We start from the raw sequence: 26275 nt of genomic DNA, 5'->3' as shown, positions 1-26275 counted from the left end.
TACCGTTTCCAGTAGTTATCCCCCTCCATCAGGCAGTTTCCCAGACATTACTCACCCGTCCGCCGCTCGTCACCCAGGAGCAAGCTCCCTGTGTTACCGCTCGACTTGCATGTGTTAGGCCTGCCGCCAGCGTTCAATCTGAGCCATGATCAAACTCTTCAATTTAAGTTTCCTCTTTCAGAGTCAACCCGTTATTTCAGGATTTTTTCTCTTCAACCGACCGGGTTGTTTGTGAAGTGATTCACATCTGCCGTGTCGATGGAGGCGCATTATAGGGAGTTCCCGAACGACCGCAACCGAAAAGTTGCAAAAAAATGACTGACTGCTGCATTCCCCAGCAAAACCCCGCCTTATACCCTTTTATACACAAAGTTATCCACAATCATGAGCGGATCGCGATGCGATCCTACGAATTGCGCGGGAAGATCAACTATACTAGCGGCAAATACTCTCCTCTGTGCAGGCCCATCCTCATGACCACACAACGCCTCGCCCGTGACTGGCGTCTCCCTACAGCAGGAGTGATGCTGCTGGCAATCCTCTTTGCCGGTTTTACCCTGCATGCGCACTGGAACGCTTTTATCCAGTGGTGTCTCGCCACACAAATTACGCTGCACCGTTATCTGGTGATGTATCTGCTGCAGCTTAATAACCACCAGTACAGCGGCGGATTATGGCTGTTAACGGGAGCTTTCCTTTATGGTGTCCTTCACGCCATCGGACCCGGGCATGGAAAATTCATTGTGACGACCTATCTGACCACCAATAAGGAAAGCGAGCTGGCCGCCCGGGTCGTCCCCTTCCTGGGTAGCCTGATGCAGGGCGTCAGCGCCATTCTTTTTGTCTTTATTCTGGCTATAGGGTTTAACCTCGCCTCAGGGGATATCAGTACCAGCCGCTGGTACGTGGAAAAGATAAGTGCAGTGCTTATTGGCACATTTGGCGCGTTTGTTATTTACCAGGCGCTGAAGAGCCTGCGTCCACACAGGTTAACGATCTCAGCCATCAAACCGCTTCATCAGCACGATGAGCACTGTGGCTGCGGTCATCATGGCGTGGGGGCAAACCTGACACAAAGCGACTGGAAAACACGCCTGGGTGTCATTCTGGCAATTGGCGCACGCCCGTGCAGCGGGGCGATCATGATTCTGATGTTTTCGAACGCGCTGGGCATTGTCACCTGGGGGGTGGCCGCAGTCATGACCATGTCTTTGGGAACCGCGCTTTCTATCGTGGGGCTTTCACTGGCAGTACGCTACGCCCGCGAGCGCACGGTGAGCTGGTTCGGAGAAAGCACCTCATTAAGATGGCTCGTACCGGCAGTCAAAATAGCCGGAGGGATAGTCCTGATCCTGTTCGCGACGGTGCTGTTCCTGACGGTGATCCCCATCAGTGCCAATGGCGACTACATCGCCGCCGGATGCTAATAAAAGAAAACCCGCCGTTGGCGGGTTTTTTTATTACTCGTTGATGCGTGGATGCTGGTCCACCAGTCGGGAGCGTTTTTTCTGCAGCTCTTCAATCTCTGCGTCAATATCCTCAATCTTCTGCTCTACGTTATCGTAGTGCTCCCGCAGGATCTCTTTCGCTTCCTGAATATCCGATGCCGCAGGCGTGGCGCCTTTCAGAGGACGATTCGCCGTCTCCTTCATGGTAATACCGGTAATCAAACCAATCACCGCGATCACCATCAGGTAATAAGCCGGCATCATCAGGTTCTGCGTGCTCTCCACCAGCGAGGCGGCAAGCGTTGGGGTCAGACCGGCAATCAGCACCGAGATGTTAAAGGCCGCGGCCAGCGCGCTGTAGCGAATGTGGGTCGGGAACATCGCGGGCAGCGTTGAGGCCATCACCCCGATAAAGCAGTTAAGGATCACCGCCAGCATCAGCAGACCGGCAAAAATTAGCCCCAGCACATCGCTGTTAATCAGAATAAATGCCGGGATTGCCAGCGCAAACAGCGCAACGCTTCCCAGAATAATGAACGGTCGACGGCCAAAACGGTCACTCAACAGGCCCATAATCGGCTGCACAAACAGCATACCGACCATGATGGCGATAATAATCAAGACACCGTGATCTTCCGAGTAGTGCAGGTTATGCGACAGATAGCTCGGCATGTAGGTCAGCAGCATGTAGTAGGTCACGTTGGTCGAAATCACCAGACCAATACAGGTCAGCAGGCTGCGCCAGTGCTTAGTGGCAATCTCTTTGAACGACACCTTCGGACCATCCTGCAGCCCTTCGCGGTCACCCTGTTCCAGCTTATCGACGTGCTGCTGGAACGCGGGCGTTTCTTCAAGCGCATGACGCAGGTAGAGACCAATGATCCCCAGCGGCAATGCCAGGAAGAACGGGATACGCCAGCCCCAGTCGAGGAAGTTCGCTTCCCCCACTACGGTTGAAATCAGCACCACCACGCCCGCGCCCAGAACAAACCCGGCAATCGAGCCGAAGTCCAGCCAGCTTCCCATAAACCCGCGCTTACGGTCCGGAGAGTACTCGGCAACAAAGATCGAGGCGCCGGTGTATTCACCCCCCACGGAGAAGCCCTGAGCCATCTTACAAATCAGCAGCAGAATCGGTGCCCAAATGCCGATGGTGGCGTAAGACGGGATAAGGCCGATACAGAATGTACTGATCGACATAATGACGATGGTGATGGCAAGGATTTTCTGACGGCCATATTTATCGCCGAGCATACCGAAGAACAGTCCACCCAGCGGGCGAATCAGGAAGGGAACGGAGAACGTACCCAGTGCGGCAATCATCTGAAGGCTGGGATCGGCCCCGGGGAAAAACACTTTACCTAACGCATAGGCCACAAAGCCGTAGACACCAAAATCGAACCATTCCATCGCATTACCGAGCGAGGCTGCGGTAATGGCTTTACGCAGCTTTGCGTCATCAATAATGGTGACGTCGCGAAGCGTGATGGGTTTAATCTTTTTCCTTCTTAGCATAGCTATCCTCGTTGACTCGGCCCTGTCTGTTTCACAGTCCAGTTTGCGTTCTGTGAACCATGGGATCCGCTCCATGCGAATCGCCTTATTCAAGCGTAGCAGGTTTACTTACATTGACGTTTTACGCCGATACAACCGAACCTGTTGACGCCTGCCTGGGCAGTTAATGACCTTTTTACCCTACCAGTGTTTATATTTGTGATCAACTTCACACATATTTTCGCGTCCGGTCAACCCAGTCAAATTTTTGTCAAGGAGTGCCAATAAGCACTTCCTTAACCTACCTAAAGAGCATCCTCACGCACGTCATTATTTCTTTCGTAACAGAAAAACAAACCACGTTAATTCACATCAAATTTACATAAATTTCCATCAACAGGAACCGGACTCAGGTTTTACATTGAATATGTGACAAAGATAACTAAAACGATGTTTTATTTTCATTGAATCAATATTCCAATGATCGCATGATAAATCAGAATTCAGCGTTTTATGTTTTACAGAATGAGGTTAATCGAGAGCACACATTTAATTATGCGTGCAGGATTATCGAAGAAACACCGCAAACGACAAGAGCAATTAATTGAATTTATTGACTAATTTTTAACACCTGTCACCCATCCTGCGGGATCCGATGTGAGGTTTGTCCATGAAGATTAAAGCCACGATAGAACGCATACCCGGCGGTATGATGCTGGTTCCGCTGGTACTGGGCGCCATCCTGAATACCCTTGCCCCTGATACCGGGGCTTATTTTGGCGGTTTCACAAAAGGCATGATAACGGGCACGGTTCCGATTCTTGCCGTCTGGTTTTTTTGTATCGGCGCATCCATTAATTTGCGGGCAACAGGTACTGTAATACGGAAATCCGGCACGCTGGTGATAACCAAAATAGCCGTAGCCTGGGCGGTAGCAATGATATGCGCGATGTTCATCCCGGAGACTGGAATTCAGACCGGGTTCTTCGCGGGATTATCGGTCCTGGCGATTGTCTCGGCGATGGATATGACTAACGGCGGATTGTACGCCAGCCTGATGAACCAGTATGGGACGAAAGAAGAGTCCGGCGCATTTGTGTTGATGTCTCTGGAATCTGGTCCGCTGATGACGATGCTGATCCTGGGGTCTGCTGGCCTGGCCTCTTTTGAACCCCACCACTTTGTCGGCGCGATCCTGCCCTTCCTGATCGGCTTTGCCCTTGGCAATCTCGATCACGATCTGCGTGATTTCTTCAGCAAAGCCACGCCGGTGCTGATCCCGTTCTTCGGCTTCGCACTGGGGAACACCATAAATCTGAAGGTTATCCTCGATACCGGCCTGCTGGGTATTGTGTTGGGGGTCGCCGTGATCGTCATTACCGGTATTCCGCTGATCATTGCCGACCGCGTGATCGGAGGAGGAAACGGCACGGCCGGCGTCGCCGCCTCTTCAGCCGCAGGGGCTGCCGTCGCAAACCCGGTGATTATTGCCCAGATTAACCCGGCCTTCGAACCGGTGGCCGCTTCAGCGACAGCGCTGGTTGCCGCCAGCGTCATTGTCACCGCGATTCTGGTGCCGATCATCACGGCGCTGTACGCGAAACGCTACGGGAATATGCAAGAGGCCCAGCCTGAACCGAAACCAATAGAAATGAATCATTAACACACCGCACCAAACCATCCCCTCTCCCCTGCGGGGAGAGGGTTAGGGTGAGGGGGAAGGGATCACCCAAAAATCTCTTCCACCATCCCGTCAACCAGTCGTTTTGCCGAACAGAGCCTTGGCATACCCAGCGCGACGGTCTGCCAGTTTTGCGTGACTGACCAGCTCACCGGATGTTGATCCGCCTGACACCAGTCCCCCAGCCACCCCAGCATGTCTTTATGATCGATTAAACCCGGAGAGGCCGGCGTTGTCAGCCACTGGTGATAGAAATGGCGAGTCGTGGGTGACGCATTAATGCCCTGCGCCAGATAGTTAGCCGCCATGCTGCGCAGGTTATCCTTAAGCATTGCCGCCACATCTTCATTCGCGAGGCGGCATGCATCACCAAATGCCCCCCAGCGCAGCTCTTCCAGGACAATAAAACAGCGCCCGGCCAGTGACCAGCCATCATAGTGCCCGGCCCGCCAGCGGGTAAAAATCTGCTCACTGTGCTCGCCCGCCTGCACCGTGAGCCCGCGCTGGGTCAACGCCTTCTCTTTATAGGCTGCGCGTTGGGTAAAATGAGAAGCGAGTTCGCCGTATTGCTGCATCAGCCCAGGGGATTGCGGGGCCCGCGGGTGAGTCTGCTGGCGCAAAGCAATCAGCTTCTCTGCCATCAGCGTCAGCGCGAGATGACCCGGATCAAGCATGCCGGCCAGTTTTTCCGCCAGCCCCAGGCGCAGCCCCGCATTTTCATTGAGCATCCCTGCCATCGCCCAGGGGCGTAGCCGGGTATGCGTCATGATTTCCTGCGTCAAACGCTCACGAAACTGAAGCTGCTGTGGTCCCAGGTGAGGATGACGCGCCGCGTCTCCCCCCTGCACCAGATCGACCATAAATTTTGGATTAATACACTCCAGCGTTCGCCCGGGGCCGTCCAGTAGTGGTGTTGTCATGGTTGCTCTGCCGCGAATAGAGTTTGAATATCATCGCGTAACAGTCGGGTATCTTCCTGTATCCACGTCGCAGTAGTGATACTTTGCTTCAACAACTGGCAGAGCGCTCGGGTTGAATGCTCATTCTGTTGACGCACTGCGAGGCTATCACGCAAGCTTTCCTGTAACCCGGTCAGGCACAACGAAAATTCTGCAAAGAACGTTGCCATTCCTGCCGTAACAGAGACATCGACCTGCGCCGACAAAGCTTTACGTATTTGTTCACAAAACTGCTCAATATGTTGCTTAAATTTGTCATGTAGCTGCGCAATGTCGATAACATAGCGCGTGCGCGTTTCCACATACTCATCCCAGCCCCAGCCCGGATTATTGAGCCAGCGAGAAACCGTTTCCCGCATGCTGCTCCCGCCTGATGGCGGGTCTGCCTGACTGTCATCCTGCGCAATCGCATCGTTAAACAGCGCCCGCGTATTGAAGTTAAGCTGGCTCGCCTGAAACGCCGGGAAACTGATTCGCGCCCGAAAGCCCGCATGGCTCAGATGCTCTTTAATACGTGCTTCGATAGGGCGCATGGCTTCGTTCAGGGAGCGCGCCAGCGTAGACTCAAGCTGGTCGAAGCGTAACGCCAGTTCCCGGCAAATCTTCGTCTGCGCATCCAGCATCACCAGCTCGCAGGAGGAGCGGATTTTATTCAGCGCGATCTGCGCCTGCCCTTCATCGTCCAGAACCAGCTGCTTCAGCTCGTGCGGCTCGCCACCGTGAGGGTTCTGCCGAGCGATGCCTGCCAAATTAAGAATATGCCGAGCGCTGAACACCTCGCCAATCGCCTGGTTAAGCGCGATTTTTTGGGCCCCCATAAAGTCCGCAGTGGCGTTCAGCGCCTCCTCAACTTCATGTTTCACCTCATCGCTCACGACGCACTGGCGCGTCTGAAGAAGCGCCGTGTCCTCTTCCAGACGTGCAATATTCAATTCCAGCGCCTCAAAGGCAACCGTCAGACCCTGATAGCGGAAGTCGAGGTACTCCCGGGCATTTTGTGCGTAATTAAGAAGCTTATGCGAAGCCGAACGCAGCGCGTATAGCGAGGCATTGGCATAGGCGGCGTAAATCAATTTGCGTATGGGTTGTTCAAACAGCGAATCTTCCCAGAGCAAATCGGCAGAATGACGAATATGATCGATATCGTCCAGGTCCGCCGTGCGCCAGCGACGTCCAAGCGCAGCCTCGGCAAAATCCTGCACCCAGGGCTGCTCCTGATGATCCGGCAGCTGTCCGTGGGTACTCATCTCGTAGCGCGCGCGGTTCGCCAGATATGCCCACATGGATGAAACGGGGTAGATCTGGCCTGGCGAAATATTGCCCTTCATTAAGGTACCGGAGATCATCGCCCGGACCTGCTCTTCATCGTCGCTATTGCGATCTTTCTGATCGAATTTATTGACCAGCGCATACAACGGCACTGATTTTCCCGCAGCGGAAATGGCCTGGCGAACTTCTTCATCAGAGATGGATTTAAGCTGGGTATAATCCATCACGGCCAGCACCGCCGACGCACGGGACAATTGCTCGTTGAGCATTTTTTGCAGATGTGGCTGTCCGGCCTCATTCGGCCCGGGCGTATCGAGCAGCGTCAGCTGTCCGAGATGAGCATCCAGACCCGCAAGATGCACGAACTCCACTTCAATGACCGGAATATGTTCGATAGCCGCATATTCAGAGAACGGAAACGCCACACCTAACGCCTGGGAAAGTCTCACCAGGTCGTTGAGGCTTTTCAGACAATGAAATATTGGCTGCGCGCCAAGGTGATGCTTCTCAAAGGCTTCTCCTTTTTCAATGCGCTCCAGCAGCGTATTCATGTCTTTATCAATTTCAAGATGCTGGGCCAGCTTCCCCCGATCGTAATCGCATAGCTTTTTCTGGAGCAGTTGAATCAATTCATCAATCGGCGAGGCATGTGAAAAATGCAGCACCGGGTCCTTCTGACCCGGCGTGTGCCGAATCAGGGTGGGAAGCGCCGTCATCGGACGATTGCGGTTCGGCAACACTTCGGTCCCTACAATCGCATTAATGGTGGTCGATTTCCCCGCTTTCATGGTGCCTACAATAGCCAGGACCATTTCCAGCCGGGTTATTTTCCGTAATTCATTATTCAGCATCGCCTGCTGTGCATCGACGCCGCGCGCGCTAAAATGCAAAGGTAAAACGTTGTTCTTTTCACCCGTAATGGCAGCCGCTGTGCTCTCCAGCATCGCAGCCGGCATTGATTTCAACGTATCAAGATTTTGCAGGGCGAGCTGTAACAAACGCTCGGCTTCCTGGCTTAATTCAAAAATGGTCTGTGTGTGCATGATAAAAGACTTTCCTTAACGCAAATTTATTACTTTTATTAAGCCACTGGTATTAATTATGTTGTTCAGGCTTATATGATCACGTGTGGAAAACATGTTCGCCGAAATATAACTAATTGATGATAATCAGAAATAATTCGCTATCCTTGCATGGCGTGTAAAGCTCTCCTCCTGGCCTGACAGCCAAAAGAAAAAAGCGTAGCCCAATTTTAAGAAACTTCAGGATATATCATCATTATTTACCCATCTAAAAAGAGAGGTAATACGCCCCTGCCAAAAGATATGTATGGCAGCGAGGTCAGGAGATAAATAACGATGTGTTGCTTCACCTTATCCGAAATGGAGGGGCGTAGCAATTTGCTGCAATAAAATATTCGATATATTTAGCATCAATTTTTTCCCACCGTGCTAATGACGTAAGCATCGCTTATCTGACTGACAGGAAGTGTCACTCCCGATACGCTTTTTGCATCTTTTTTAATTCACAATATCACCGACAACCGTGTGGATTTGCGCTATACTTGCCGCCTTTTTCGGCACACTGCCGTCATTTAGCTGGCACTTCCAGCGCGTTTACACTTTTTGAGGATACCGATATGTCACTCCCACACTGCCCGAAATGCAATTCTGAATACACCTATGAAGATAATGGCATGTTCATCTGCCCGGAATGCGCTCACGAATGGAATGATGCCGAACCATCACACGATGCTGATGCACTTGTCGTAAAAGATGCGAACGGCAATCTGCTGGCGGACGGCGACAGCGTAACCGTGATTAAAGACCTGAAAGTGAAAGGCAGTTCTTCCATGCTGAAGATTGGCACCAAAGTGAAGAATATCCGTCTGGTGGAAGGCGATCATAATATCGACTGCAAAATTGACGGCTTCGGTCCGATGAAACTGAAATCAGAGTTCGTGAAAAAGAACTGATTTACCCGCCCGGTGGCGCTTCGCTTACCGGGCTTTCGGGAACTACACTTAATGGGCTTTTCTTACGTGAGGTAAAGATTATGCCGTTAAGTCCCTACATCTCTTTCGCCGGCAACTGCGCAGAGGCCACCGCCTTCTACCAGCAAGCCGTCGGCGCAGAGCCTCTCTATAAAATCACCTTCGGCGAAATGCCAAAAAGCGATAACAGCGAGGAAGGCTGTCCGTCCAGTATGAAATTTCCGGATTCCGCTATCGCTCACTCCAACGTCCGCATTGCAGGCAGCGATATCATGATGAGCGACGGGATGCCGCCGGGCAGCAACGCACAGTACGCGGGTTTCACGCTGGTACTCGATACCCAGGACGTCAATGAAGGCAAGCGCTGGTTCGACAACCTCGCCGCGGGCGGGAATATCGAAATGGCCTGGCAGGAAACCTTCTGGGCACACGGTTTCGGTAAAGTCACCGATAAATACGGCGTGCCGTGGATGATTAACGTCGTTAAACAGCAGCACTAATTTTCGGGCGGGGGCGTTCTGCCTCCGCCTGTCATCAAACTCCGCTCAACTCTTCAAACTCCCGCAACCCAGACTTAACCCAAATGTCACATTGATGCGCCAGCATGAGGCCACATTTATCGTGAGGCCCAGCACATGCAAACTGTCATCCGCGTCGAGAAACTGAGCAAGACCTTCAATCACAATAAGGCTCTGCATGCCGTTGATCTGACCGTCCAGCAGGGCGACATGGTGGCGCTTCTCGGGCCATCTGGTTCAGGTAAATCCACCCTTCTGCGTCATTTAAGCGGCCTTATCATCTGCGATAAAACGCCGGAAAGCCACGTCGAGCTGCTGGGCAATACCGTGCAGCGCGCGGGGCGTCTCGCCAGCGATATCCGCAAGAGCCGCGCCCAGACGGGCTACATCTTCCAGCAGTTCAACCTGGTAAACCGCCTGACGGTGCTGGAGAACGTGCTGATTGGCGCGCTCGGCAGCACCCCATTCTGGCGTACCTGTTTGCGCTGGTTCTCCCCTTCCCAAAAGCAGGAAGCCTTACAGGCGCTGACCCGCGTCGGCATGGCGCATTTCGCCCACCAGCGCGTTTCCACACTGTCCGGTGGACAACAGCAGCGCGTCGCCATTGCCCGCGCCCTGATGCAGAAAGCGCAAATCATTCTTGCTGACGAACCCATTGCCTCGCTGGACCCGGAGTCCGCCCGCATCGTGATGGAGACCCTGCGCGACATTAACCAGAACGACGGCATTACCGTGGTGGTCACGCTGCATCAGGTGGATTACGCCCTGCGCTACTGCGAACGCATTGTCGCCCTGCGTCAGGGGCACGTGTTCTTTGATGGCGCGAGCCATCAGTTTGATAACGAACGTTTTGACCATCTCTACCGCAGCATTAACCGCGTCGAAGAGAACGCGCAGGCTGCTTAATTAAACCCGATCCGAGGAAAGTACATGAGCTACAAAGCCGTTGCCGCGCTGGCCTTTACCAGCATGTTCAGCCTCAGCACCCTCCTAAGCCCGGCGTATGCACAAGAGCAGGAAAAAGCGCTGAACTTCGGCATTATTTCGACGGAATCACAGCAGAACCTGAAACCCCAGTGGGAACCGTTCCTGAAAGATATGGAAACCAAGCTGGGGATCAAAGTGAACGCCTTCTTCGCCCCGGACTACGCGGGCATCATCCAGGGGATGCGCTTTAACAAAGTGGACATCGCCTGGTACGGCAACCTCTCCGCCATGGAAGCGGTGGACCGCGCGAACGGCCAGGTCTTTGCCCAGACCGTCGCGGCAGATGGCTCCCCAGGGTACTGGAGCGTGCTGATCGTCAACAAAGACAGCCCGATCAACAACCTCAACGACATGCTCGCCAAACGCAAAGAGCTGACCTTCGGCAACGGCGATCCGAACTCCACCTCGGGTTACCTTGTCCCTGGCTACTACGTCTTCGCCAAAAACAACGCCTCCGCCAGCGACTTCAAGCGCACCGTCAACGCCAGCCACGAAACCAACGCTCTGGCCGTGGCCAACAAGCAGGTGGATGTTGCCACCAACAACACCGAAAACCTCGACAAGCTGAAGACCTCCGCACCGGACAAGCTGAAAGAGATCAAGGTTATCTGGAAATCGCCGCTGATCCCCGGCGACCCGATTGTGTGGCGTAAAAACCTGTCCGAAAGCACCAAGGACAAGGTGTACGACTTCTTTATGACCTATGGCAAAACGCCGGAAGAGAAAGCGGTCCTCGAACGTCTGGGCTGGGCACCGTTCCGCCCGTCAAGCGACCTGCAGCTGGTCCCGATTCGCCAGCTGGCGCTGTTTAAAGAGATGCAGGGCGTGAAAGACAACAAAGGGCTGAAGGACGAGGAGAAGACCAGCAAAGTGGCCGCGATTCAGGCCCAGCTTGAAGACCTCGACCGCCTGACCGCCGCGCTCGGCGCGATGACCAGCGTGAATAAAGCGGTGCAGTAACTCAAGTCCCCTCTCCCACAGGGAGAGGGAGAACGGATTAAGGAGTCAAACATGCAAACCATCACCCTCCCACCGCCAAAGCGCAGCTGGTTCTCGCTCATTAGCTGGGCCATCCTGCTGGCGGTGCTGGTTATCTCCTGGAAGGGCGCGGAAATGGATCCGCTGCTGCTCTTCAAAGACGCGGGCAACATGGCGACCTTCGCCGCCGACTTCTTCCCGCCGGACTTCAGCCAGTGGCAGGACTATCTCAGCGAAATGGCGGTCACCCTGCAAATCGCCGTCTGGGGCACCGCCCTTGCCGTCGTTCTCTCTATTCCATTTGGCCTGATGAGCGCCGAAAACATCGTGCCGTGGTGGGTATACCAGCCCATGCGCCGCCTGATGGACGCCTGCCGCGCCATCAACGAAATGGTCTTTGCGATGCTGTTCGTGGTCGCCGTCGGCCTGGGTCCATTCGCGGGCGTAATGGCGCTGTTCATCCACACCACCGGCGTGCTTTCCAAGCTGCTCTCCGAGGCGGTCGAAGCCATCGAGCCCGGCCCGGTGGAAGGCATCCGCGCAACGGGTGCCAACAAAATCGAAGAGATCCTCTACGGCGTTCTGCCGCAGGTGATGCCGCTGCTGATCTCCTACTCCCTGTACCGCTTTGAGTCCAACGTCCGCTCCGCCACCGTCGTCGGCATGGTCGGCGCAGGCGGGATTGGCGTCACCCTGTGGGAAGCGATTCGCGGTTTCCAGTTCCAGCAAACCTGCGCCCTGATGGTACTCATCATCATCACCGTCAGCCTGCTGGATTTCCTCTCTCAACGTTTGCGTAAGCACTTCATCTGAGAAGCGAGGCTTTGTTTTCTATGCACTTATCCAGACATCCGACCAGTTACCCCACTCGCTGGCAAGAGATTGCGGCAAAGCTCGAAGTGGAGTTGCGCACGCACTACCGCTGTGGAGACTACCTCCCCGCCGAGCAGCAGCTTGCCGACCGCTATGAGGTGAACCGACACACCCTGCGCCGCGCCATTGACCAGCTGGTCGAGCGCGGCTGGGTCCAGCGCCGTCAGGGCGTGGGCGTGCTGGTGCTGATGCGCCCGTTCGACTACCCGCTTAACGCCCAGGCGCGCTTCAGCCAGAACCTGCTGGATCAGGGCAGCCACCCGACCAGCGAAAAGCTGCTCTCGGTATTGCGTCCGGCCTCCAGCCACGTGGCGGACGCGCTGGGGATTCAGGAGGGCGATAACGTCATCCACCTGCGCACCCTGCGTCGCGTTAACGGCGTGGCGGTGTGCCAGATAGACCATTACTTCGCGGATCTCACCCTCTGGCCTGTGCTGCAGCATTTCTCCAGCGGCTCGCTGCATGATTTTCTTCAGGATGCGACAGGCATTGCGCTCAAGCGCACCCAGACGCGCATCAGCGCCCGTCGCGCGCAGGCGAAAGAGAGCAAGGTGCTTGAAATTCCCAATATGGCCCCGCTGCTCTGCGTACGCACCCTCAACCACCGTGACGGCGAGATTAACGCGACGGAATACTCCGTCAGCCTGACCCGCGCCGACATGATCGAATTCACCATGGAGCACTGAATGCACTTCGACACCGCCACCCGACAGCGCTGGATGCGCGTGCTGGCCCACAGCCAGCCTGCCGCGCTCTCTGCCCGCATGAGCACCCTTAGTCTGGCACCTGATTACGACACCCTCCGCGCCCCGGAGATCGGCCTCGTTCAGATCCAGGCGCGCATGGGCGGCACCGGCGAGCGCTTCTTCGCCGGAGACGCCACCCTCACCCGCGCGGCGATCCGTCTGAACAGCGGCACGCTGGGCTACAGCTACGTGCTCGGGCGCGACAAAGCGCACGCCGAGCGCTGCGCGGTGATCGACGCGCTTTTACAGGAACAACCCTATTTCCAGACGTTAATGGAAACCCTTATTGCCCCGCTGGAAGCCGACCGCGCCGCGCGCATTGCCGCACGTCAGGCCGAAGTAAACACCAGCCGGGTCGACTTCTTTACGCTCGTTCGCGGAGACAACGCATGACGCTTCAACCTGCTTTTACCCTGGCCGTCCAGGATGCCCAACACAGTTTTCGTCGCCTGCTGAAGGCCATGAGCGAGCCGGGCGTGATTGTTTCGCTGCACCAGCTCTCCCAGGGCTGGCTGCCGCTGAATCTGGCAACCACCAGCGTGCTGCTGACGCTTGCCGATAACGACACCCCGGTATGGCTTTCGGGCGCGCTGTCTAACGACATCGCCAGCCAGAACCTGCGCTTTCACACCGGAGCCCCGCTGGTCGATCAGCCCCGGCAGGCGGTCTTTGCCGTGGCCGACGAGCACATCAGCCACGAGCAGCTCAACGACCTGAGCGAAGGCAGCGCCGTCGCCCCGGAGACCAGCGCCACGCTGATCCTGCAGGTCTCCAGCCTGAGCGGCGGCCGCATGCTGCGCCTCACGGGGGCAGGCATCGCCGACGAGCGCATGGTCGCGCCACAGCTGCCGGAGTGCATCATTCACGAGCTGACCGAGCGCCCGCATCCGTTCCCGCTGGGCATTGACCTGATCCTGACCTGCGGCGAGCGCCTGCTGGCGATCCCGCGGACCACCCACGTGGAGGTGTGCTGATGTACGTTGCCGTCAAAGGGGGCGAGAAGGCTATCGCCGCCGCCCATGCGCTGCAGGCGCACAGACGACGGGGCGATGAACGGCTGCCCGAGCTGAGCGTCGCCCAGATTGAACAGCAGCTAAACCTCGCCGTCGACCGGGTGATGACCGAGGGCGGCATCGCCGACCGCGAGCTGGCGGCGCTGGCCCTGAAGCAGGCCAGCGGCGATAACGTGGAAGCCATCTTCCTGCTGCGCGCCTACCGCACCACGCTTGCCAAACTGGCGGTCAGCGAGCCGGTGAACACGGCGGAGATGCGCCTGGAGCGCCGCATTTCTGCCGTTTATAAAGACATTCCCGGCGGCCAGCTGCTTGGCCCTACCTGTGACTACACCCATCGCCTGCTGGATTTTACCCTGCTGGCGAACGGCGAAACCCCGTCGCTCAGCACCTCTGACGCCGAACAGGAACCGTCTCCTCACGTTTTCAGCCTGCTGGCGAAACAGGGTCTGGCGAAGGCGGAAGAGGATTCAGACGCGCAGCCGGATGACATCACCCGCACGCCGCCGGTTTACCCGTGCTCGCGCTCGTCCCGCCTGCAGCAGCTGATGCGCGGCGACGAAGGCTATCTGCTGGCGCTGGCCTACTCCACCCAGCGCGGCTACGGGCGCAACCACCCGTTTGCGGCCGAGATCCGCAGCGGCTATATCGACGTCGAAATCGTGCCGGAAGAGCTGGGTTTTGCGGTAAACGTCGGCGAACTGCTGATGACCGAATGCGAAATGGTTAACGGATTTGTCGCGCCCGAAAATGAAGACCCGCACTTTACCCGCGGCTACGGGCTGGTGTTTGGCCTCGGCGAGCGCAAGGCCATGGCGATGGCGCTGGTTGACCGTGCGCTGCAGGCACCGGACTACGGCGAGCACGTTGCAGGCCCGGCGCAGGACGAAGAGTTCGTGCTGGCCCACGCGGATAACGTTGAGGCCGCGGGCTTTGTCTCGCACCTCAAGCTGCCGCACTACGTCGATTTCCAGGCCGAACTGGAACTGCTGAAACGCCTGCAACGGGAGCGCGCCAATGGCTAACTTAAGCGGCTACAACTTTGCCTATCTGGACGAGCAAACCAAACGCATGATCCGCCGCGCCATCTTAAAAGCGGTGGCCATTCCGGGCTATCAGGTGCCGTTCGGCGGCCGCGAAATGCCGATGCCCTACGGCTGGGGCACGGGCGGTATTCAGATCACCGCCAGCGTGATCGGCGAGGCGGACGTGCTGAAGGTCATCGACCAGGGCGCCGACGACACCACCAACGCCGTGTCGATCCGCAGCTTCTTCCAGCGCGTCACCGGCGTCACCACCACCGAAAAAACCGAAGACGCGACGCTGATCCAGACCCGCCACCGCATTCCGGAAACCCCGCTCGCTGAAGATCAGATTTTGATTTTCCAGGTGCCGATTCCGGAGCCGCTGCGCTTTATCGAGCCGCGCGAAACGGAGACCCGCACCATGCACGCGCTGGAAGAGTACGGGGTCATGCAGGTGAAGCTGTATGAGGATATCGCCCGCTTCGGCCATATCGCCACCACCTATGCCTACCCGGTGAAGGTGAATGGGCGCTACGTCATGGACCCGTCGCCGATCCCGAAATTCGATAACCCGAAGATGGACATGATGCCCGCCCTGCAGCTGTTCGGCGCCGGGCGTGAAAAACGCATCTACGCCGTCCCGCCGTACACGCGTGTCGAAAGCCTGGATTTCGACGATCACCCGTTTACGGTGCAGGAGTGGGACGAGCCGTGCGCCATCTGCGGATCCAAACACAGCTATCTGGATGAAGTGGTGCTGGATGACACGGGCAAACGGATGTTTGTCTGCTCCGACACCGATTTCTGCCGCCAACAGAGCGAGGCGAACGGCCAATGAAACCGCTGCTTTCGGTTAACAACCTGACCCACCTGTACGCGCCGGGCAAAGGCTTCAGCGACGTGTCGTTCGAGCTGTGGCCGGGCGAAGTGCTGGGGATCGTCGGCGAGTCCGGCTCCGGCAAAACCACCCTGCTGAAGTCCATCTCCGCGCGCCTCGCGCCGCAACACGGCGAGATACTCTATCAGGGACACTCCCTCTACGGCATGAGCGAGGCCGAGCGCCGCCGTCTGCTGCGCACCGAGTGGGGCGTGGTGCATCAGCACCCGATGGACGGCCTGCGCCGTCAGGTCTCGGCGGGCGGCAACATCGGCGAACGCCTGATGGCCACCGGCGCGCGCCACTACGGCAATATCCGCGCTACGGCGCAGCACTGGCTGGAAGAAGTTGAAATCCCCGCCTCGCGCATCGACGACCTGCCCACCACCTTCTCCGGCGGTATGCAGCAGCGCCTGCAGATCGCCCGCAACCTGGTCACGCACCCGAAGCTGGTGTTTATGGATGAACCCACCGGCGGGCTGGACGTCTCGGTGCAGGCGCGCCTGCTCGACCTGCTGCGCGGCCTGGTGGTGGAACTGAACCTTGCGGTGGTGATTGTCACCCACGATCTGGGCGTCGCGCGCCTGCTGGCGGACCGTCTGCTGGTGATGAAGCAGGGTCAGGTGGTGGAAAGTGGGTTAACCGACCGCGTGCTCGACGATCCGCACCATCCGTACACCCAGCTGCTGGTGTCGTCCGTATTGCAGAATTAAGAGGCCAACATGATCCGCGTACAAAACGTAAGTAAAACCTTTGTGCTCCACCAGCAAAACGGCGTGCGCCTGCCGGTGCTGCAAAACGCCTCGTTAGAGGTAAACAAGGGCGAATGCGTAGTGCTGCACGGCCACTCCGGCAGCGGAAAATCGACCCTGCTGCGCTCCCTGTATGCCAACTATCTGCCCGACGAAGGCCACATTCGCATTCGCCACAACGATGAGTGGGTCGACCTGGTACAGGCTCCGGCGCGTAAGGTGCTGGACGTGCGCCGCACGACGATCGGCTGGGTCAGCCAGTTTCTGCGGGTGATCCCGCGGATCTCCGCCATGGACGTGGTGATGCAGCCCCTGCTGAATCTCGGCGTGCCGCGCGAAACCTGCGCCGCCAAAGCCGCCAGCCTGCTGACGCGCCTCAACGTGCCCGAGCGCCTGTGGCACCTTGCCCCGTCGACCTTTTCCGGCGGCGAGCAGCAGCGCGTCAATATCGCCCGCGGCTTTATCGTCGACTACCCGATACTGCTGCTTGATGAGCCCACCGCCTCGCTCGACGATAAAAACAGCGCGGCCGTAGTGGCGCTGATCGAACAGGCCAAAGCGCGCGGTGCGGCGATCGTCGGGATCTTCCACGACGAGACCGTTCGCACCCGCGTCGCAGACAGACTGCACCCAATGGGGACTTCCGCATGATTATCAATAACGTCAAGCTGGTGCTGGACAATGAAGTCGTTGATGGCTCGGTTGAAGTCCATGAAGGCGTTATTCGCGCCTTTGCCGAAACCCAAAGCCGTACTCCTGAAGCGATGGACGGCGACGGCGGCTGGCTGCTGCCGGGGCTGATTGAACTGCATACCGATAATCTGGACAAATTCTTCACCCCGCGTCCGAAGGTGGACTGGCCCGCCCATTCAGCCATGAGCAGCCACGACGCGCTGATGGTCGCCAGCGGCATCACCACCGTGCTGGACGCGGTGGCCATTGGCGACGTGCGCGACGGCGGCGATCGCCTGGAGAATCTGGAGAAGATGATCAACGCCGTGGAGGAGACGCAAAAACGCGGCCTCAACCGCGCCGAGCACCGTCTGCACCTGCGCTGCGAGCTGCCGCACTACACCACCCTGCCGCTGTTTGAAAAACTGGTCGGGCGCGAGCCGGTCTCGCTGGTCTCTCTGATGGATCACTCGCCGGGACAGCGTCAGTTCGCCAACATTGAAAAGTATCGCGAATACTATCAGGGGAAATATTCTCTCAGCGATGCAGAGATGGCGCGCTACGAGGAAGAGCAGTTGGCGCTTGCGGCACAATGGTCGCAGCCTAACCGCCTCAAAATTGCCGCGATGTGTCGTGACCGCAATATCGCGCTGGCCAGCCATGACGACGCCACGCACGGTCACGTGCTTGAATCCCACCAGCTTGGCAGCGTGATCGCCGAATTTCCCACCACGTTTGAAGCGGCTGAAGCCTCCCGAAAGCACGGCATGAACGTGCTGATGGGCGCGCCAAATATCGTGCGCGGCGGCTCGCACTCCGGCAACGTTGCGGCAAGCAAGCTCGCTTCCCTCGGCCTGCTGGATATCCTCTCGTCCGACTACTACCCCGCCAGCCTGCTGGATGCGGCGTTCCTAGTGGCCGACGACGAGGGCAACCGCTTTACGCTGCCGCAGGCGATTCGCCTGGTGACGAAAAACCCAGCCTCGGCGCTTAACCTTCACGATCGCGGAGAAATTGCCGAAGGGAAACGTGCGGACCTGGTACTCGCCCACCGTAAGGGCGAGCACGTTCATATCGACCACGTCTGGCGTCAGGGAAAAAGGGTGTTCTGATGGGGAGATTAATCTGGCTAATGGGGCCTTCAGGCTCCGGTAAGGACAGCTTGCTGTCCGCCTTACGGCAGCGGGAACATCCGCAGCTGCTGGTCGCGCACCGCTATATTACCCGCGCGGCCAATGCGGGGAGTGAAAACCATATCGCCCTGAGCGAGCAGGAGTTTTTCATTCGTGCCGGGCAAAACCTGCTGGCGCTGAGCTGGCATGCCAACGGCTATTACTACGGGATCGGCATTGAGACCGATCTGTGGCTGCATGCGGGGTTCGATGTGCTGGTTAACGGCTCCCGCGCGCATCTACCACAAGCGCGCGCCCGCTATGGAGCAGCCCTGCTACCGATCTGTCTGCAGGTTTCGCCGGACGTTCTGCGCAGCCGGTTGCAGAGCCGGGGGCGTGAATCAGCCCGTGAGATCGATCAGCGGCTAGAGCGTGCGGCCCGCTATGCCCCGTCCGACTGCCACATCCTCAATAACGACGGAAGTTTGCTACAGTCAGTCGATACCTTTTTATCGCTTATCCGTCAGAAGGAGAAACAGCATGCCTGACTGCCAGCTTCGCCCCGCTACTGCCGACGATGCGCAGATTGTCTATGCCCTGATCTGCGAACTTAAACAGGCAGAGTTCGACCATCAGGCGTTCCACGCCGGATTTCTTGCCAACCTTCAGGATCACAATATGCGCTACCAGCTTGCCGAGCTGGGCGGACATGTTGTCGGCATGATCGGCCTGCATATGCAGTTTCACCTCCATCACGCGCGCTGGATCGGCGAAATCCAGGAGCTGGTGGTGATGCCGCAGGCGCGTGGGTTAAAGGTGGGCAGCCAGCTGCTGGCCTGGGCGGAAGAGGTGGCACGGCAGGCCGGCGCGGAGCTGACCGAACTTTCCACCAGCGTGAAGCGCACTGACGCGCACCGTTTTTACGTTCGTGAAGGATACACGCAGAGCCATTTCCGATTCACCAAACCGCTGTAGAGGTGCGTTATGAGTCTGACAATCACGTTGACGGGAACGGGCGGCGCCCAGCTGGTGCCGGTCTTTGGCTGCGACTGCGCGGCGTGTCGCCGGGCGCGCCTGCAGGAGACCTATCGCCGTCGCCCCTGTAGCGCGGTGGTCAAATTCAACGATGCGGTGACGCTGCTGGACGCGGGCATTCCGCACCTGATGGACGACTGGCCCGCAGGCAGCTTTCAGCAGTTTTTGCTCACCCATTACCATATGGATCACGTTCAGGGGCTGTTCCCCCTGCGCTGGGGCGTTGGCGCGACGATTCCGGTTTACGGTCCGCCGGACGAAGCAGGATGCGACGACCTGTTTAAACACCCGGGGATTCTGGATTTCAGCCACACGGTCGAACCGTTTGTGATGTTTGAACTTCAGGGGATGCGGGTCACGCCGCTGCCGCTCAACCATTCAAAACTGACCTTCGGGTATTTGCTGGAGTCGGCCCACAGCCGCGTGGCCTGGCTTTCCGACACCGCCGGGCTGCCGGAAAAAACAGTGAAGTTCCTGCTCAACAATCAGCCGCAGGCGATGATTATCGACTGCAGCCATGCACCGCGCGACGAGACGCCGCGAAACCATTGCGACTTAAATACCGTGATGGCGCTAAACGAGGTGATTGGCTGTCCGCAGGTGATCCTGACCCACATCAGCCATCAGTTTGACGTGTGGATGATGGATAATCCGCTGCCCGACGGCATTGAAGCGGGGTATGACGGGATGGTGCTGGTGCTGGATTAGGTTTTCTCCCTCTCCCGTGGGAGAGGGTTGGGGTGAGGGCAACAGGCCGCACTTAGCCTCGATCGTAATCGTCCTCTAACCTGCGCTCATCCTCTTCTAACCGACGGCGATCGTCATCCAGCTGTCGCTGGCGCTCGTCTAAACGGCGTCGTCTGTCCTCAAGCTGTCGACGACGATCGTCGTACTGTCTGCTGTCGATTTGACGGCTGCGGTCATAACGATCGTCATCGCTGCTGCTGCGACTGCTGCTGGGATTATAGGCATCGTTGATAGCCTGCTGAATGTTGCCAATAGCATCATCAACAATATCGGCATGAGCCAGTTGGCTGGTGAGTGACAGCAGACCGAATAACAGAGCGGTTGAGTAACGTTTCATAAGGCCAGACTCGCAGGTGAACTGACCTTACGATAATGAACGGTAGGGAACGGGGGTAGCGGAGGAATCTCAAATTCAGTTGTGCCCAGGGTCTTCCATCAACTGATTCGCACGCTGTTTATTTTCTGCGACCAGGACGATGCCATAGCATTTTTGATCCGGCGAATGGCTCCAGATACGATCTTCGGGGATACACCCTCCGTCATAGATAACCTTGCTACCATCATACGGCCAAAATGCTCCCTGCTCGGTATCGAGAACAAATACGGCGATTTGGTCAGACTCGCGGGCAATTTTCTGCCAGAGCATCTTCCCACCCTCATATTGTTCAAAGTCGCTGACAAGCGTCACGCCACACTGTAATACCAGGGCTTCATACAGACGAGTTGCCAGTCCCTTGTCACGCTCGGCGGGATCAACGCAGATACCTTCTACCTGAATAACGCTGGCATCTTCCCAACAGCGCTCGACAGCAATGATATCTTCACCTAAATGCGTTTTACGTTGTAAATCCAGGGCAGCAACAACCCGATGCCGGGGCACCCCATCGAAGGTTTCGATATCCGCTTCAATAATCGCAGCTCTTGGCGTCTGGCTATCAAAAATAACATGTAGCACTCGCCCGGAAAGCTCAAACTCATCAACGAGCTTGAATGACCTTGCTACGGTTTTTGGGCTGTAAGTTGTAGGCATCACAATCATTTGTGAGTCCCCTTTTGTAAGTACCGGCATAGTTCCCTTTATATCCCAATCTGCCAAATTTTGCGCAGGTTAGCATCACCCGGTTTACTCACGCTCTTGATGAATTCCTAAATATCACTTCTTATAAACAGACCTTCCGCAGCGCCTGCGCCAGCTGCACCCGCGTAAACGGCTTACGCAGTAACGGAACGTCCGGCAGCTGAGGGTTATGCGTGGGTCGTAAATCCTGGCCGCTGATCAGCAGTACCGGAAGCTGCGGATAATGACTACGCACATGGTTTATCACCTCGGCTCCGCTGAGGCTGCCGGGCAACATCAGGTCGCTGATAAACATGCCAATATCCGGTGACGCCGCCAGCATGTTCAGCGCCTGCTCGCCGTTGTCCGCTTCAAGCGTCAGGTAGCCAAGCTGATGCAGCTGCTCGCACAGGGTCTGACGGACATCCGCTTCATCCTCCAGCACCAGAACCAGGCGCTCGCTCTCGACGAAGGCGGTGGCTGACAGCGCTTCATCATCTGCAGCGGCGGGCAGCACAGATCGCGGGAGATGAAGCCGGACGGTCGTCCCCTGCCCCGGCGCGCTTTCAATCTCCACGCGCCCACCGGACTGGCGCACAAAGCCATAGACCATCGACAGGCCTAACCCGCTCCCGCTTCCGGTCTGCTTGGTGGTGAAGAACGGTTCAAAGACCCGGGATTTCACCTCCTGCGACATGCCGCTGCCGCGGTCAATGACTTCCAGCGCTACCATATCCTGCCTGCGACCGTCGCTGCGGGTGACGCGCTGATTCCAGGTGCGAATTTTAATCACCCCGCTTTGCCCCTCCATCGCATCGCGGGCGTTCATCACCAGGTTGATGATGGCGTTTTCCAGCTGGCTGACGTCTATCCACGCGGGCCAGGCCGGCGATTGCGCTTCAATCTCCAGGGTCAGGGTCGCGGGCAAGGAGTGGCGCATCAGTTCCCGAAGGTTCTCCAGCAGCGGCAGCATCTCTACCGCATGTGGCGTCAGGGATTGCTTGCGGGAAAACGCCAGCAGGCGCTGGGTCAGTAAGGCGCCACGCTCGGCCGCCTTCAGCGCCCGGGTAATGCGCGGCGCGTCTTTTGATTCGGGGTCGGTGAGTTCAAGGCTGCCGATGATCACCGCCAGCAGGTTGTTAAAATCATGCGCCAGCCCGCCGGTCAGCTGTCCGACCGCCTTCATTTTCTGGCTGTGCAGCAGCGCCTCTTCCAGCCCCTGACGCTCGACGCGGTCGATCTCCATCTGCGTGGTTTTTTCTTTCAGCAGACGCGTGGTGTGCTCTAGCGAGGCGGTATTGCGGGCAAAAACGTTAAACGCGCGCGCCAGTTCACCCAGCTCATCGCGCCGCTGGAGGGCGGGAACGGAAACATCCTGTTCGCCGTGAGCAAGGCGCGACATCGCCCGGGAAATGGCCGTCAGGTTAGAGGCCAGATTGCGGTAGATATACCAGCAGGCGCACCCGGTGATGATCAGCGCCAGGACGGCGAAGATGCTGATAAACACGCTGATGGATTGCAGCTCGTGATGACTCTGGTCAGTACGAAGCCGGGAGGCCTGCGCCACCTGCCCGACGTACTGATTGATGTCGCTGTTGAGGATCGCAACCAGCGCCTTGATGTGGAACATATACCAGCTTATCGCCAGATCGCTCTCTTCCAGCTGCTTCGATAGCGGGGCGAGTTTGCCTAGCTCGGCATTAAAATCAGGCAGAACCTCCTTCACGACCGGCTGTACGGCATTTCGGGGCAGCGTTGCGGCCACTGCGTCCAGTTGATGAACGGTCGCGCGCGGCGAAGGGGTGTCGATAGCAGCAGCGATCAGCCGATCCATCTCCATCAGCTGCTGCGCATCCGGTACGTTGCTGTCGTAACGGCGGTTGATGTCCTGCAGATGACGCAGGTAGCTCTGGCTTTGATATAGCGAGCTGAGCAGCGCGTTACGCTCCAGATGGCGTCGCTGCCCGCGCTCAAGCATCTCCGTCACGCTCTGCTGGAGCTCATTGCTTCGCTGAATAATGCGCGCCACCAGCGCCGGCTCCTGCTGCGCCAGCGGCGCATCGGCAAGCTGTTCCAGCGAGCGGCGCAGCGCCATTTGCGTCTGCTTCAGGCGCTCGGCTTCGCCTTTGTACTCCAGCGCCCCGACGACCTGCGAGAGCCGCACCGCCGCCGTCGCCACGTTGGCGGTATCGCGGGCCAGGTTCATGCTGCCGGTCATGTCATCCAGCGTTTGCTGCTGAACCTGCTCCTGGATTTGACTGGCGTGACGAAAGCCAAGCACCGCCACGCCGCTCACCATCAGCGTCACGGCGACCACCAGCAGATTAAATATCAGCAGGCGACCGCGGGCGCTGGCGAAAAACGGGGGGCGTGAAGACATGTTGACTCCGTAACTGTGATCCACATTAGCTATTCATAACTATGACAAATATGAACAGCTTCTGACATTTTGCATTTACGCACCTGTGATGAAGTGCAGAAATCGGCATTCACAGGAGATCCGCCATGAGCAGAACCCCGGTATTAGAGATGCGCAGCATTGCCAAAACGTTTGGCAGTTTCCACGCGCTCAAGGGTGTGGATTTGACGGTTTTCCCCGGTGAGATCCACGCGCTGATGGGGGAAAACGGCGCGGGAAAAAGTACGCTGATGAAAATCCTCGCCGGAGCCTATACCGCCACCAGCGGCGAGATCCTGATCGACGGCCAGCCGTTTCATATTAAAGGGCCGAAAGATGCGCTGGCCGCGGGCATCACCCTGATTTATCAGGAGATGCAGCTCGCGCCCAATCTGACCGTTGCCGAAAATATCTTCCTCGGCAGCGAGCTGTCGCGCGGCGGGATGGTGCAGCGCAAAGAGATGGCCGCCCAGGCGCAGGCGGTGGTTGACCGTCTCGGCGCGCAGTTCAGCGCCACCGATCTGGTGATGAAGCTAACTATCGCCGAACAGCAGCAGGTAGAAATTGCCCGCGCGCTGCACCGCAACAGCCGCATTCTGGTGATGGATGAACCCACCGCCGCCCTCTCCTCGCGAGAAACGCATCGTCTGTTCGAACTGATTTTGCGCCTGCGCGATGAAGGGATGGCGATCATCTATATCAGCCACCGCATGGCGGAAGTGTATGAACTCTCTGACCGCGTCAGCGTTCTGCGCGACGGGCAATACGTCGGCAGCCTGACGCGCGACAAGCTCAACGCCTCCGAGCTGGTGCGCATGATGGTGGGCCGCCCGCTAAGCGACCTGTTCAACAAGGAGCGTGACATTCCCCTCGGCAGCCCGCGCCTCAACGTGCACCACCTCACCGACGGTAAAAAAGTACAGCCCTGCAGCCTGCAGGTGCGTTCCGGCGAAATCGTCGGGCTGGCGGGGCTGGTCGGGGCCGGACGCTCCGAGCTGGCGCAGCTTATCTTCGGCGTGCGCAAAGCCACGGGCGGCATGATTGAGGTCGACGGCGAGCCGGTGGTGATCCACTCCCCGCGCGCGGCCATCGAAAACGGCATCGGTTTTCTCACCGAGAACCGCAAGGAGCAGGGGCTGTTTCTGGAGCTGGCGGCGCAGGAGAACATCACCATGGCGACGCTGGAACGCGACGCTACCTTCGGCATGCTAAACCGTAAAAAAGCCCAGTCGATTTCCGATGATGCCATTGCCTTGCTCAACATCCGCGTGCCGCATGCTCAGGTACGCGCGGGCGGGCTTTCGGGCGGCAACCAGCAGAAGCTGCTCATCTCCCGCTGGGTGGCCATCGGTCCGCGCATTCTGATGCTGGACGAACCCACCCGCGGCGTGGACGTCGGCGCGAAAAGCGAGATCTACCGCATCATGAACCAGATGGCGCGCAAAGGGGTGGCGATTTTGATGATCTCCAGCGAGCTGCCGGAAGTGGTGGGGATGAGCGACCGGGTGTACGTGATGCGCGAAGGCAGCATTGCGGGCGAGCTCCACGGGCGCGACATCTCTCAGGAAAACATCATGACGCTGGCAACCGGCGTGAACGACACTCATCATCAGGCGGTGTAACCATGACACATTCAACCAGTCCGCAGCAGGTGGCGAAATCCGCCTCTGCCAAAAAAATGCTGATGAGCGATCTGATGCAAACGGTCGGTATTTTGCCGATTCTGATCCTGATTGTGGCGGTATTTGGCTTTATTGCCCCGAACTTCTTTACCGAGAGCAACCTGCTCAACATTACCCGTCAGGCGTCGATCAACATCGTGCTGGCGGCGGGAATGACCTTCATCATTTTAACCGGCGGGATTGACCTCTCCGTGGGCTCGATTTTGGGCACTACGGCGGTAGCGGCGATGGTGGTCTCGCTTATCCCTGAATTTGCCATGCTCTCCATTCCGGCCGCGCTGATGCTCGGCATGGTGCTGGGCCTGTTCAACGGCGCGCTGGTGGCCTTCGCCGGACTGCCGCCCTTCATCGTGACGCTCGGCACCTATACGGCACTGCGCGGTGCGGCGTATCTGCTGGCCGACGGCACGACGGTCATTAACTCCAACATCAACTTTGAGTGGATCGGCAATAACTATCTCGGCCCGATTCCGTGGCTGGTGGTGATCGCCCTCGCGGTCATCGCTATCTGCTGGTTTATCCTGCGCCGCACCACGCTCGGCGTTCATATCTACGCCGTGGGCGGCAACATGCAGGCGGCGCGCTTAACGGGCATTAAGGTCTGGCTGGTGCTGCTGTTTGTCTACGGCATGAGCGGCCTGCTCTCCGGCCTCGGCGGCGTCATGAGCGCCTCGCGCCTCTACAGCGCCAACGGTAACCTCGGCACAGGCTACGAGCTGGATGCGATTGCGGCGGTGATCCTCGGCGGTACCAGCTTCGTCGGCGGGATCGGCACGATCACCGGCACGCTGGTCGGCGCGCTGATCATCGCCACCCTTAACAACGGCATGACGCTGATGGGCGTCTCCTACTTCTGGCAGCTGGTGATCAAAGGGGCGGTGATCATCATAGCGGTGCTGATCGACAAATACCGTACCCGACACCATCAAAGTGCATAACAACAACACCCTACAGCTTCG

Annotated in this window: 26 protein-coding genes and 1 rRNA gene (1 of these 27 running past the window's edge); 20 read left to right on the top strand and 7 right to left on the bottom strand. The window is 57.7% G+C overall.

Annotated features, from left to right (window positions below; genetic code table 11):
- A 16S ribosomal RNA gene (locus GXP72_RS01920) occupies positions 1-157 on the bottom strand (it extends 891 nt beyond the left edge of the window).
- Positions 158-473: 316 nt separating this feature from the next.
- On the opposite strand from GXP72_RS01920, the gene GXP72_RS01915 reads away from it, so the two are divergent.
- Positions 474-1427: a nickel/cobalt transporter gene (locus tag GXP72_RS01915; protein WP_090420699.1), complete on the top strand. Its 954-nt coding sequence runs from the start codon at positions 474-476 to the stop codon at positions 1425-1427.
- Positions 1428-1460: 33 nt separating this feature from the next.
- On the opposite strand, the gene proP is transcribed toward GXP72_RS01915, so the two are convergent.
- Positions 1461-2963, bottom strand: coding sequence for a glycine betaine/L-proline transporter ProP (proP, locus tag GXP72_RS01910; protein ID WP_024906762.1), 1503 nt, complete (start codon positions 2961-2963; stop codon positions 1461-1463).
- A 649-nt stretch (positions 2964-3612) separates the two neighbouring features.
- Between proP and kdgT the strand changes: the two genes are divergently transcribed.
- A complete protein-coding gene (gene kdgT / locus GXP72_RS01905; protein ID WP_024906761.1) occupies positions 3613-4605 on the top strand; it encodes a 2-keto-3-deoxygluconate transporter in 993 nt (330 codons plus the stop codon).
- Between the two features lie 62 nt (positions 4606-4667).
- Here kdgT and GXP72_RS01900 read toward each other — a convergent pair whose 3' ends face one another.
- A complete protein-coding gene (locus tag GXP72_RS01900; RefSeq protein WP_024906760.1) occupies positions 4668-5543 on the bottom strand; it encodes a diguanylate cyclase regulator RdcB family protein in 876 nt (291 codons plus the stop codon).
- Positions 5540-7894, bottom strand: coding sequence for a clamp-binding protein CrfC (gene crfC, locus GXP72_RS01895; RefSeq protein WP_090420702.1), 2355 nt, complete (start codon positions 7892-7894; stop codon positions 5540-5542). The genes GXP72_RS01900 and crfC overlap by 4 nt, the downstream gene beginning before the upstream one ends.
- Before the next feature lie 596 nt (positions 7895-8490).
- Between crfC and GXP72_RS01890 the strand changes: the two genes are divergently transcribed.
- From GXP72_RS01890 to phnP, 16 genes are all read left to right on the top strand, one after another.
- The gene (locus GXP72_RS01890) at positions 8491-8826 is read left to right on the top strand and encodes a zinc ribbon domain-containing protein YjdM (RefSeq protein WP_023310096.1); all 336 of its coding nucleotides are present in this window, start codon (positions 8491-8493) and stop codon (positions 8824-8826) included.
- Positions 8827-8906: 80 nt separating this feature from the next.
- The gene (gene yjdN, locus GXP72_RS01885) at positions 8907-9344 is read left to right on the top strand and encodes a VOC family metalloprotein YjdN (RefSeq protein WP_208763419.1); all 438 of its coding nucleotides are present in this window, start codon (positions 8907-8909) and stop codon (positions 9342-9344) included.
- A gap of 135 nt (positions 9345-9479) precedes the next feature.
- Positions 9480-10268 (top strand): phosphonate ABC transporter ATP-binding protein, encoded by a 789-nt coding sequence (phnC, locus tag GXP72_RS01880; protein WP_048990326.1) that lies wholly within the window; start codon positions 9480-9482, stop codon positions 10266-10268.
- Between the two features lie 24 nt (positions 10269-10292).
- Positions 10293-11309 (top strand): phosphonate ABC transporter substrate-binding protein, encoded by a 1017-nt coding sequence (gene phnD, locus GXP72_RS01875; RefSeq protein WP_024906756.1) that lies wholly within the window; start codon positions 10293-10295, stop codon positions 11307-11309.
- Between the two features lie 51 nt (positions 11310-11360).
- Complete coding sequence (gene phnE / locus GXP72_RS01870) at positions 11361-12140, top strand: phosphonate ABC transporter, permease protein PhnE (RefSeq protein ID WP_024906755.1); 780 nt, start codon at positions 11361-11363, stop codon at positions 12138-12140.
- Between the two features lie 20 nt (positions 12141-12160).
- Positions 12161-12886, top strand: a complete 726-nt coding sequence (phnF, locus tag GXP72_RS01865) for a phosphonate metabolism transcriptional regulator PhnF (RefSeq protein ID WP_208763418.1) — start codon at positions 12161-12163, stop codon at positions 12884-12886.
- Positions 12887-13339, top strand: coding sequence for a phosphonate C-P lyase system protein PhnG (gene phnG / locus GXP72_RS01860; protein ID WP_208763417.1), 453 nt, complete (start codon positions 12887-12889; stop codon positions 13337-13339).
- Positions 13336-13920 carry a phosphonate C-P lyase system protein PhnH gene (gene phnH, locus GXP72_RS01855; protein ID WP_048990324.1) on the top strand — a complete coding sequence of 195 codons (585 nt, stop codon included), beginning with the start codon at positions 13336-13338 and terminating at the stop codon, positions 13918-13920. The genes phnG and phnH overlap by 4 nt, the downstream gene beginning before the upstream one ends.
- Positions 13920-14984 carry a carbon-phosphorus lyase complex subunit PhnI gene (locus GXP72_RS01850; RefSeq protein WP_208763416.1) on the top strand — a complete coding sequence of 355 codons (1065 nt, stop codon included), beginning with the start codon at positions 13920-13922 and terminating at the stop codon, positions 14982-14984. Before phnH ends, GXP72_RS01850 begins: the two co-directional genes overlap by 1 nt.
- Positions 14977-15822: an alpha-D-ribose 1-methylphosphonate 5-phosphate C-P-lyase PhnJ gene (locus GXP72_RS01845; RefSeq protein WP_148769100.1), complete on the top strand. Its 846-nt coding sequence runs from the start codon at positions 14977-14979 to the stop codon at positions 15820-15822. Before GXP72_RS01850 ends, GXP72_RS01845 begins: the two co-directional genes overlap by 8 nt.
- Positions 15819-16574 (top strand): phosphonate C-P lyase system protein PhnK, encoded by a 756-nt coding sequence (gene phnK / locus GXP72_RS01840; RefSeq protein WP_024906750.1) that lies wholly within the window; start codon positions 15819-15821, stop codon positions 16572-16574. Before GXP72_RS01845 ends, phnK begins: the two co-directional genes overlap by 4 nt.
- 9 nt (positions 16575-16583) lie before the next feature.
- On the top strand, positions 16584-17264 hold the full coding sequence (phnL, locus tag GXP72_RS01835) for a phosphonate C-P lyase system protein PhnL (protein WP_208763415.1): 681 nt from the start codon (positions 16584-16586) through the stop codon (positions 17262-17264).
- Positions 17261-18397 carry an alpha-D-ribose 1-methylphosphonate 5-triphosphate diphosphatase gene (gene phnM / locus GXP72_RS01830; RefSeq protein ID WP_208763414.1) on the top strand — a complete coding sequence of 379 codons (1137 nt, stop codon included), beginning with the start codon at positions 17261-17263 and terminating at the stop codon, positions 18395-18397. The genes phnL and phnM overlap by 4 nt, the downstream gene beginning before the upstream one ends.
- Positions 18394-18945: a ribose 1,5-bisphosphokinase gene (gene phnN, locus GXP72_RS01825; RefSeq protein ID WP_208763893.1), complete on the top strand. Its 552-nt coding sequence runs from the start codon at positions 18394-18396 to the stop codon at positions 18943-18945. The genes phnM and phnN overlap by 4 nt, the downstream gene beginning before the upstream one ends.
- A complete protein-coding gene (gene phnO / locus GXP72_RS01820; RefSeq protein WP_024906746.1) occupies positions 18938-19372 on the top strand; it encodes an aminoalkylphosphonate N-acetyltransferase in 435 nt (144 codons plus the stop codon). Before phnN ends, phnO begins: the two co-directional genes overlap by 8 nt.
- A 9-nt stretch (positions 19373-19381) precedes the next feature.
- Entirely contained in the window at positions 19382-20140 is a 759-nt protein-coding gene (phnP, locus tag GXP72_RS01815; RefSeq protein ID WP_048990316.1) for a phosphonate metabolism protein PhnP, read from the top strand.
- 52 nt (positions 20141-20192) lie between these two features.
- Here phnP and yjdP read toward each other — a convergent pair whose 3' ends face one another.
- From yjdP to GXP72_RS01800, 3 genes are all read right to left on the bottom strand, one after another.
- Entirely contained in the window at positions 20193-20516 is a 324-nt protein-coding gene (gene yjdP, locus GXP72_RS01810) for a DDRRRQL repeat protein YjdP (RefSeq protein ID WP_032650638.1), read from the bottom strand.
- Between the two features lie 75 nt (positions 20517-20591).
- Complete coding sequence (locus GXP72_RS01805; RefSeq protein WP_032650635.1) at positions 20592-21218, bottom strand: GNAT family N-acetyltransferase; 627 nt, start codon at positions 21216-21218, stop codon at positions 20592-20594.
- A gap of 121 nt (positions 21219-21339) precedes the next feature.
- A complete protein-coding gene (locus GXP72_RS01800; protein WP_208763413.1) occupies positions 21340-23616 on the bottom strand; it encodes an ATP-binding protein in 2277 nt (758 codons plus the stop codon).
- A gap of 125 nt (positions 23617-23741) precedes the next feature.
- On the opposite strand from GXP72_RS01800, the gene GXP72_RS01795 reads away from it, so the two are divergent.
- Positions 23742-25256, top strand: a complete 1515-nt coding sequence (locus tag GXP72_RS01795; protein WP_208763412.1) for a sugar ABC transporter ATP-binding protein — start codon at positions 23742-23744, stop codon at positions 25254-25256.
- Between the two features lie 2 nt (positions 25257-25258).
- Positions 25259-26254: a ribose ABC transporter permease gene (locus tag GXP72_RS01790; protein ID WP_048990313.1), complete on the top strand. Its 996-nt coding sequence runs from the start codon at positions 25259-25261 to the stop codon at positions 26252-26254.
- The last annotated feature ends 21 nt before the right edge of the window (positions 26255-26275 follow it).

It is taken from the genome of Enterobacter sp. SES19 (genome assembly GCF_011765665.1).
In the GTDB taxonomy this organism is placed as follows: domain Bacteria; phylum Pseudomonadota; class Gammaproteobacteria; order Enterobacterales; family Enterobacteriaceae; genus Enterobacter; species Enterobacter pseudoroggenkampii.
Note: the sequence above shows the minus strand (reverse complement) of the source record. Positions and strands in the feature narration are given on the sequence as shown.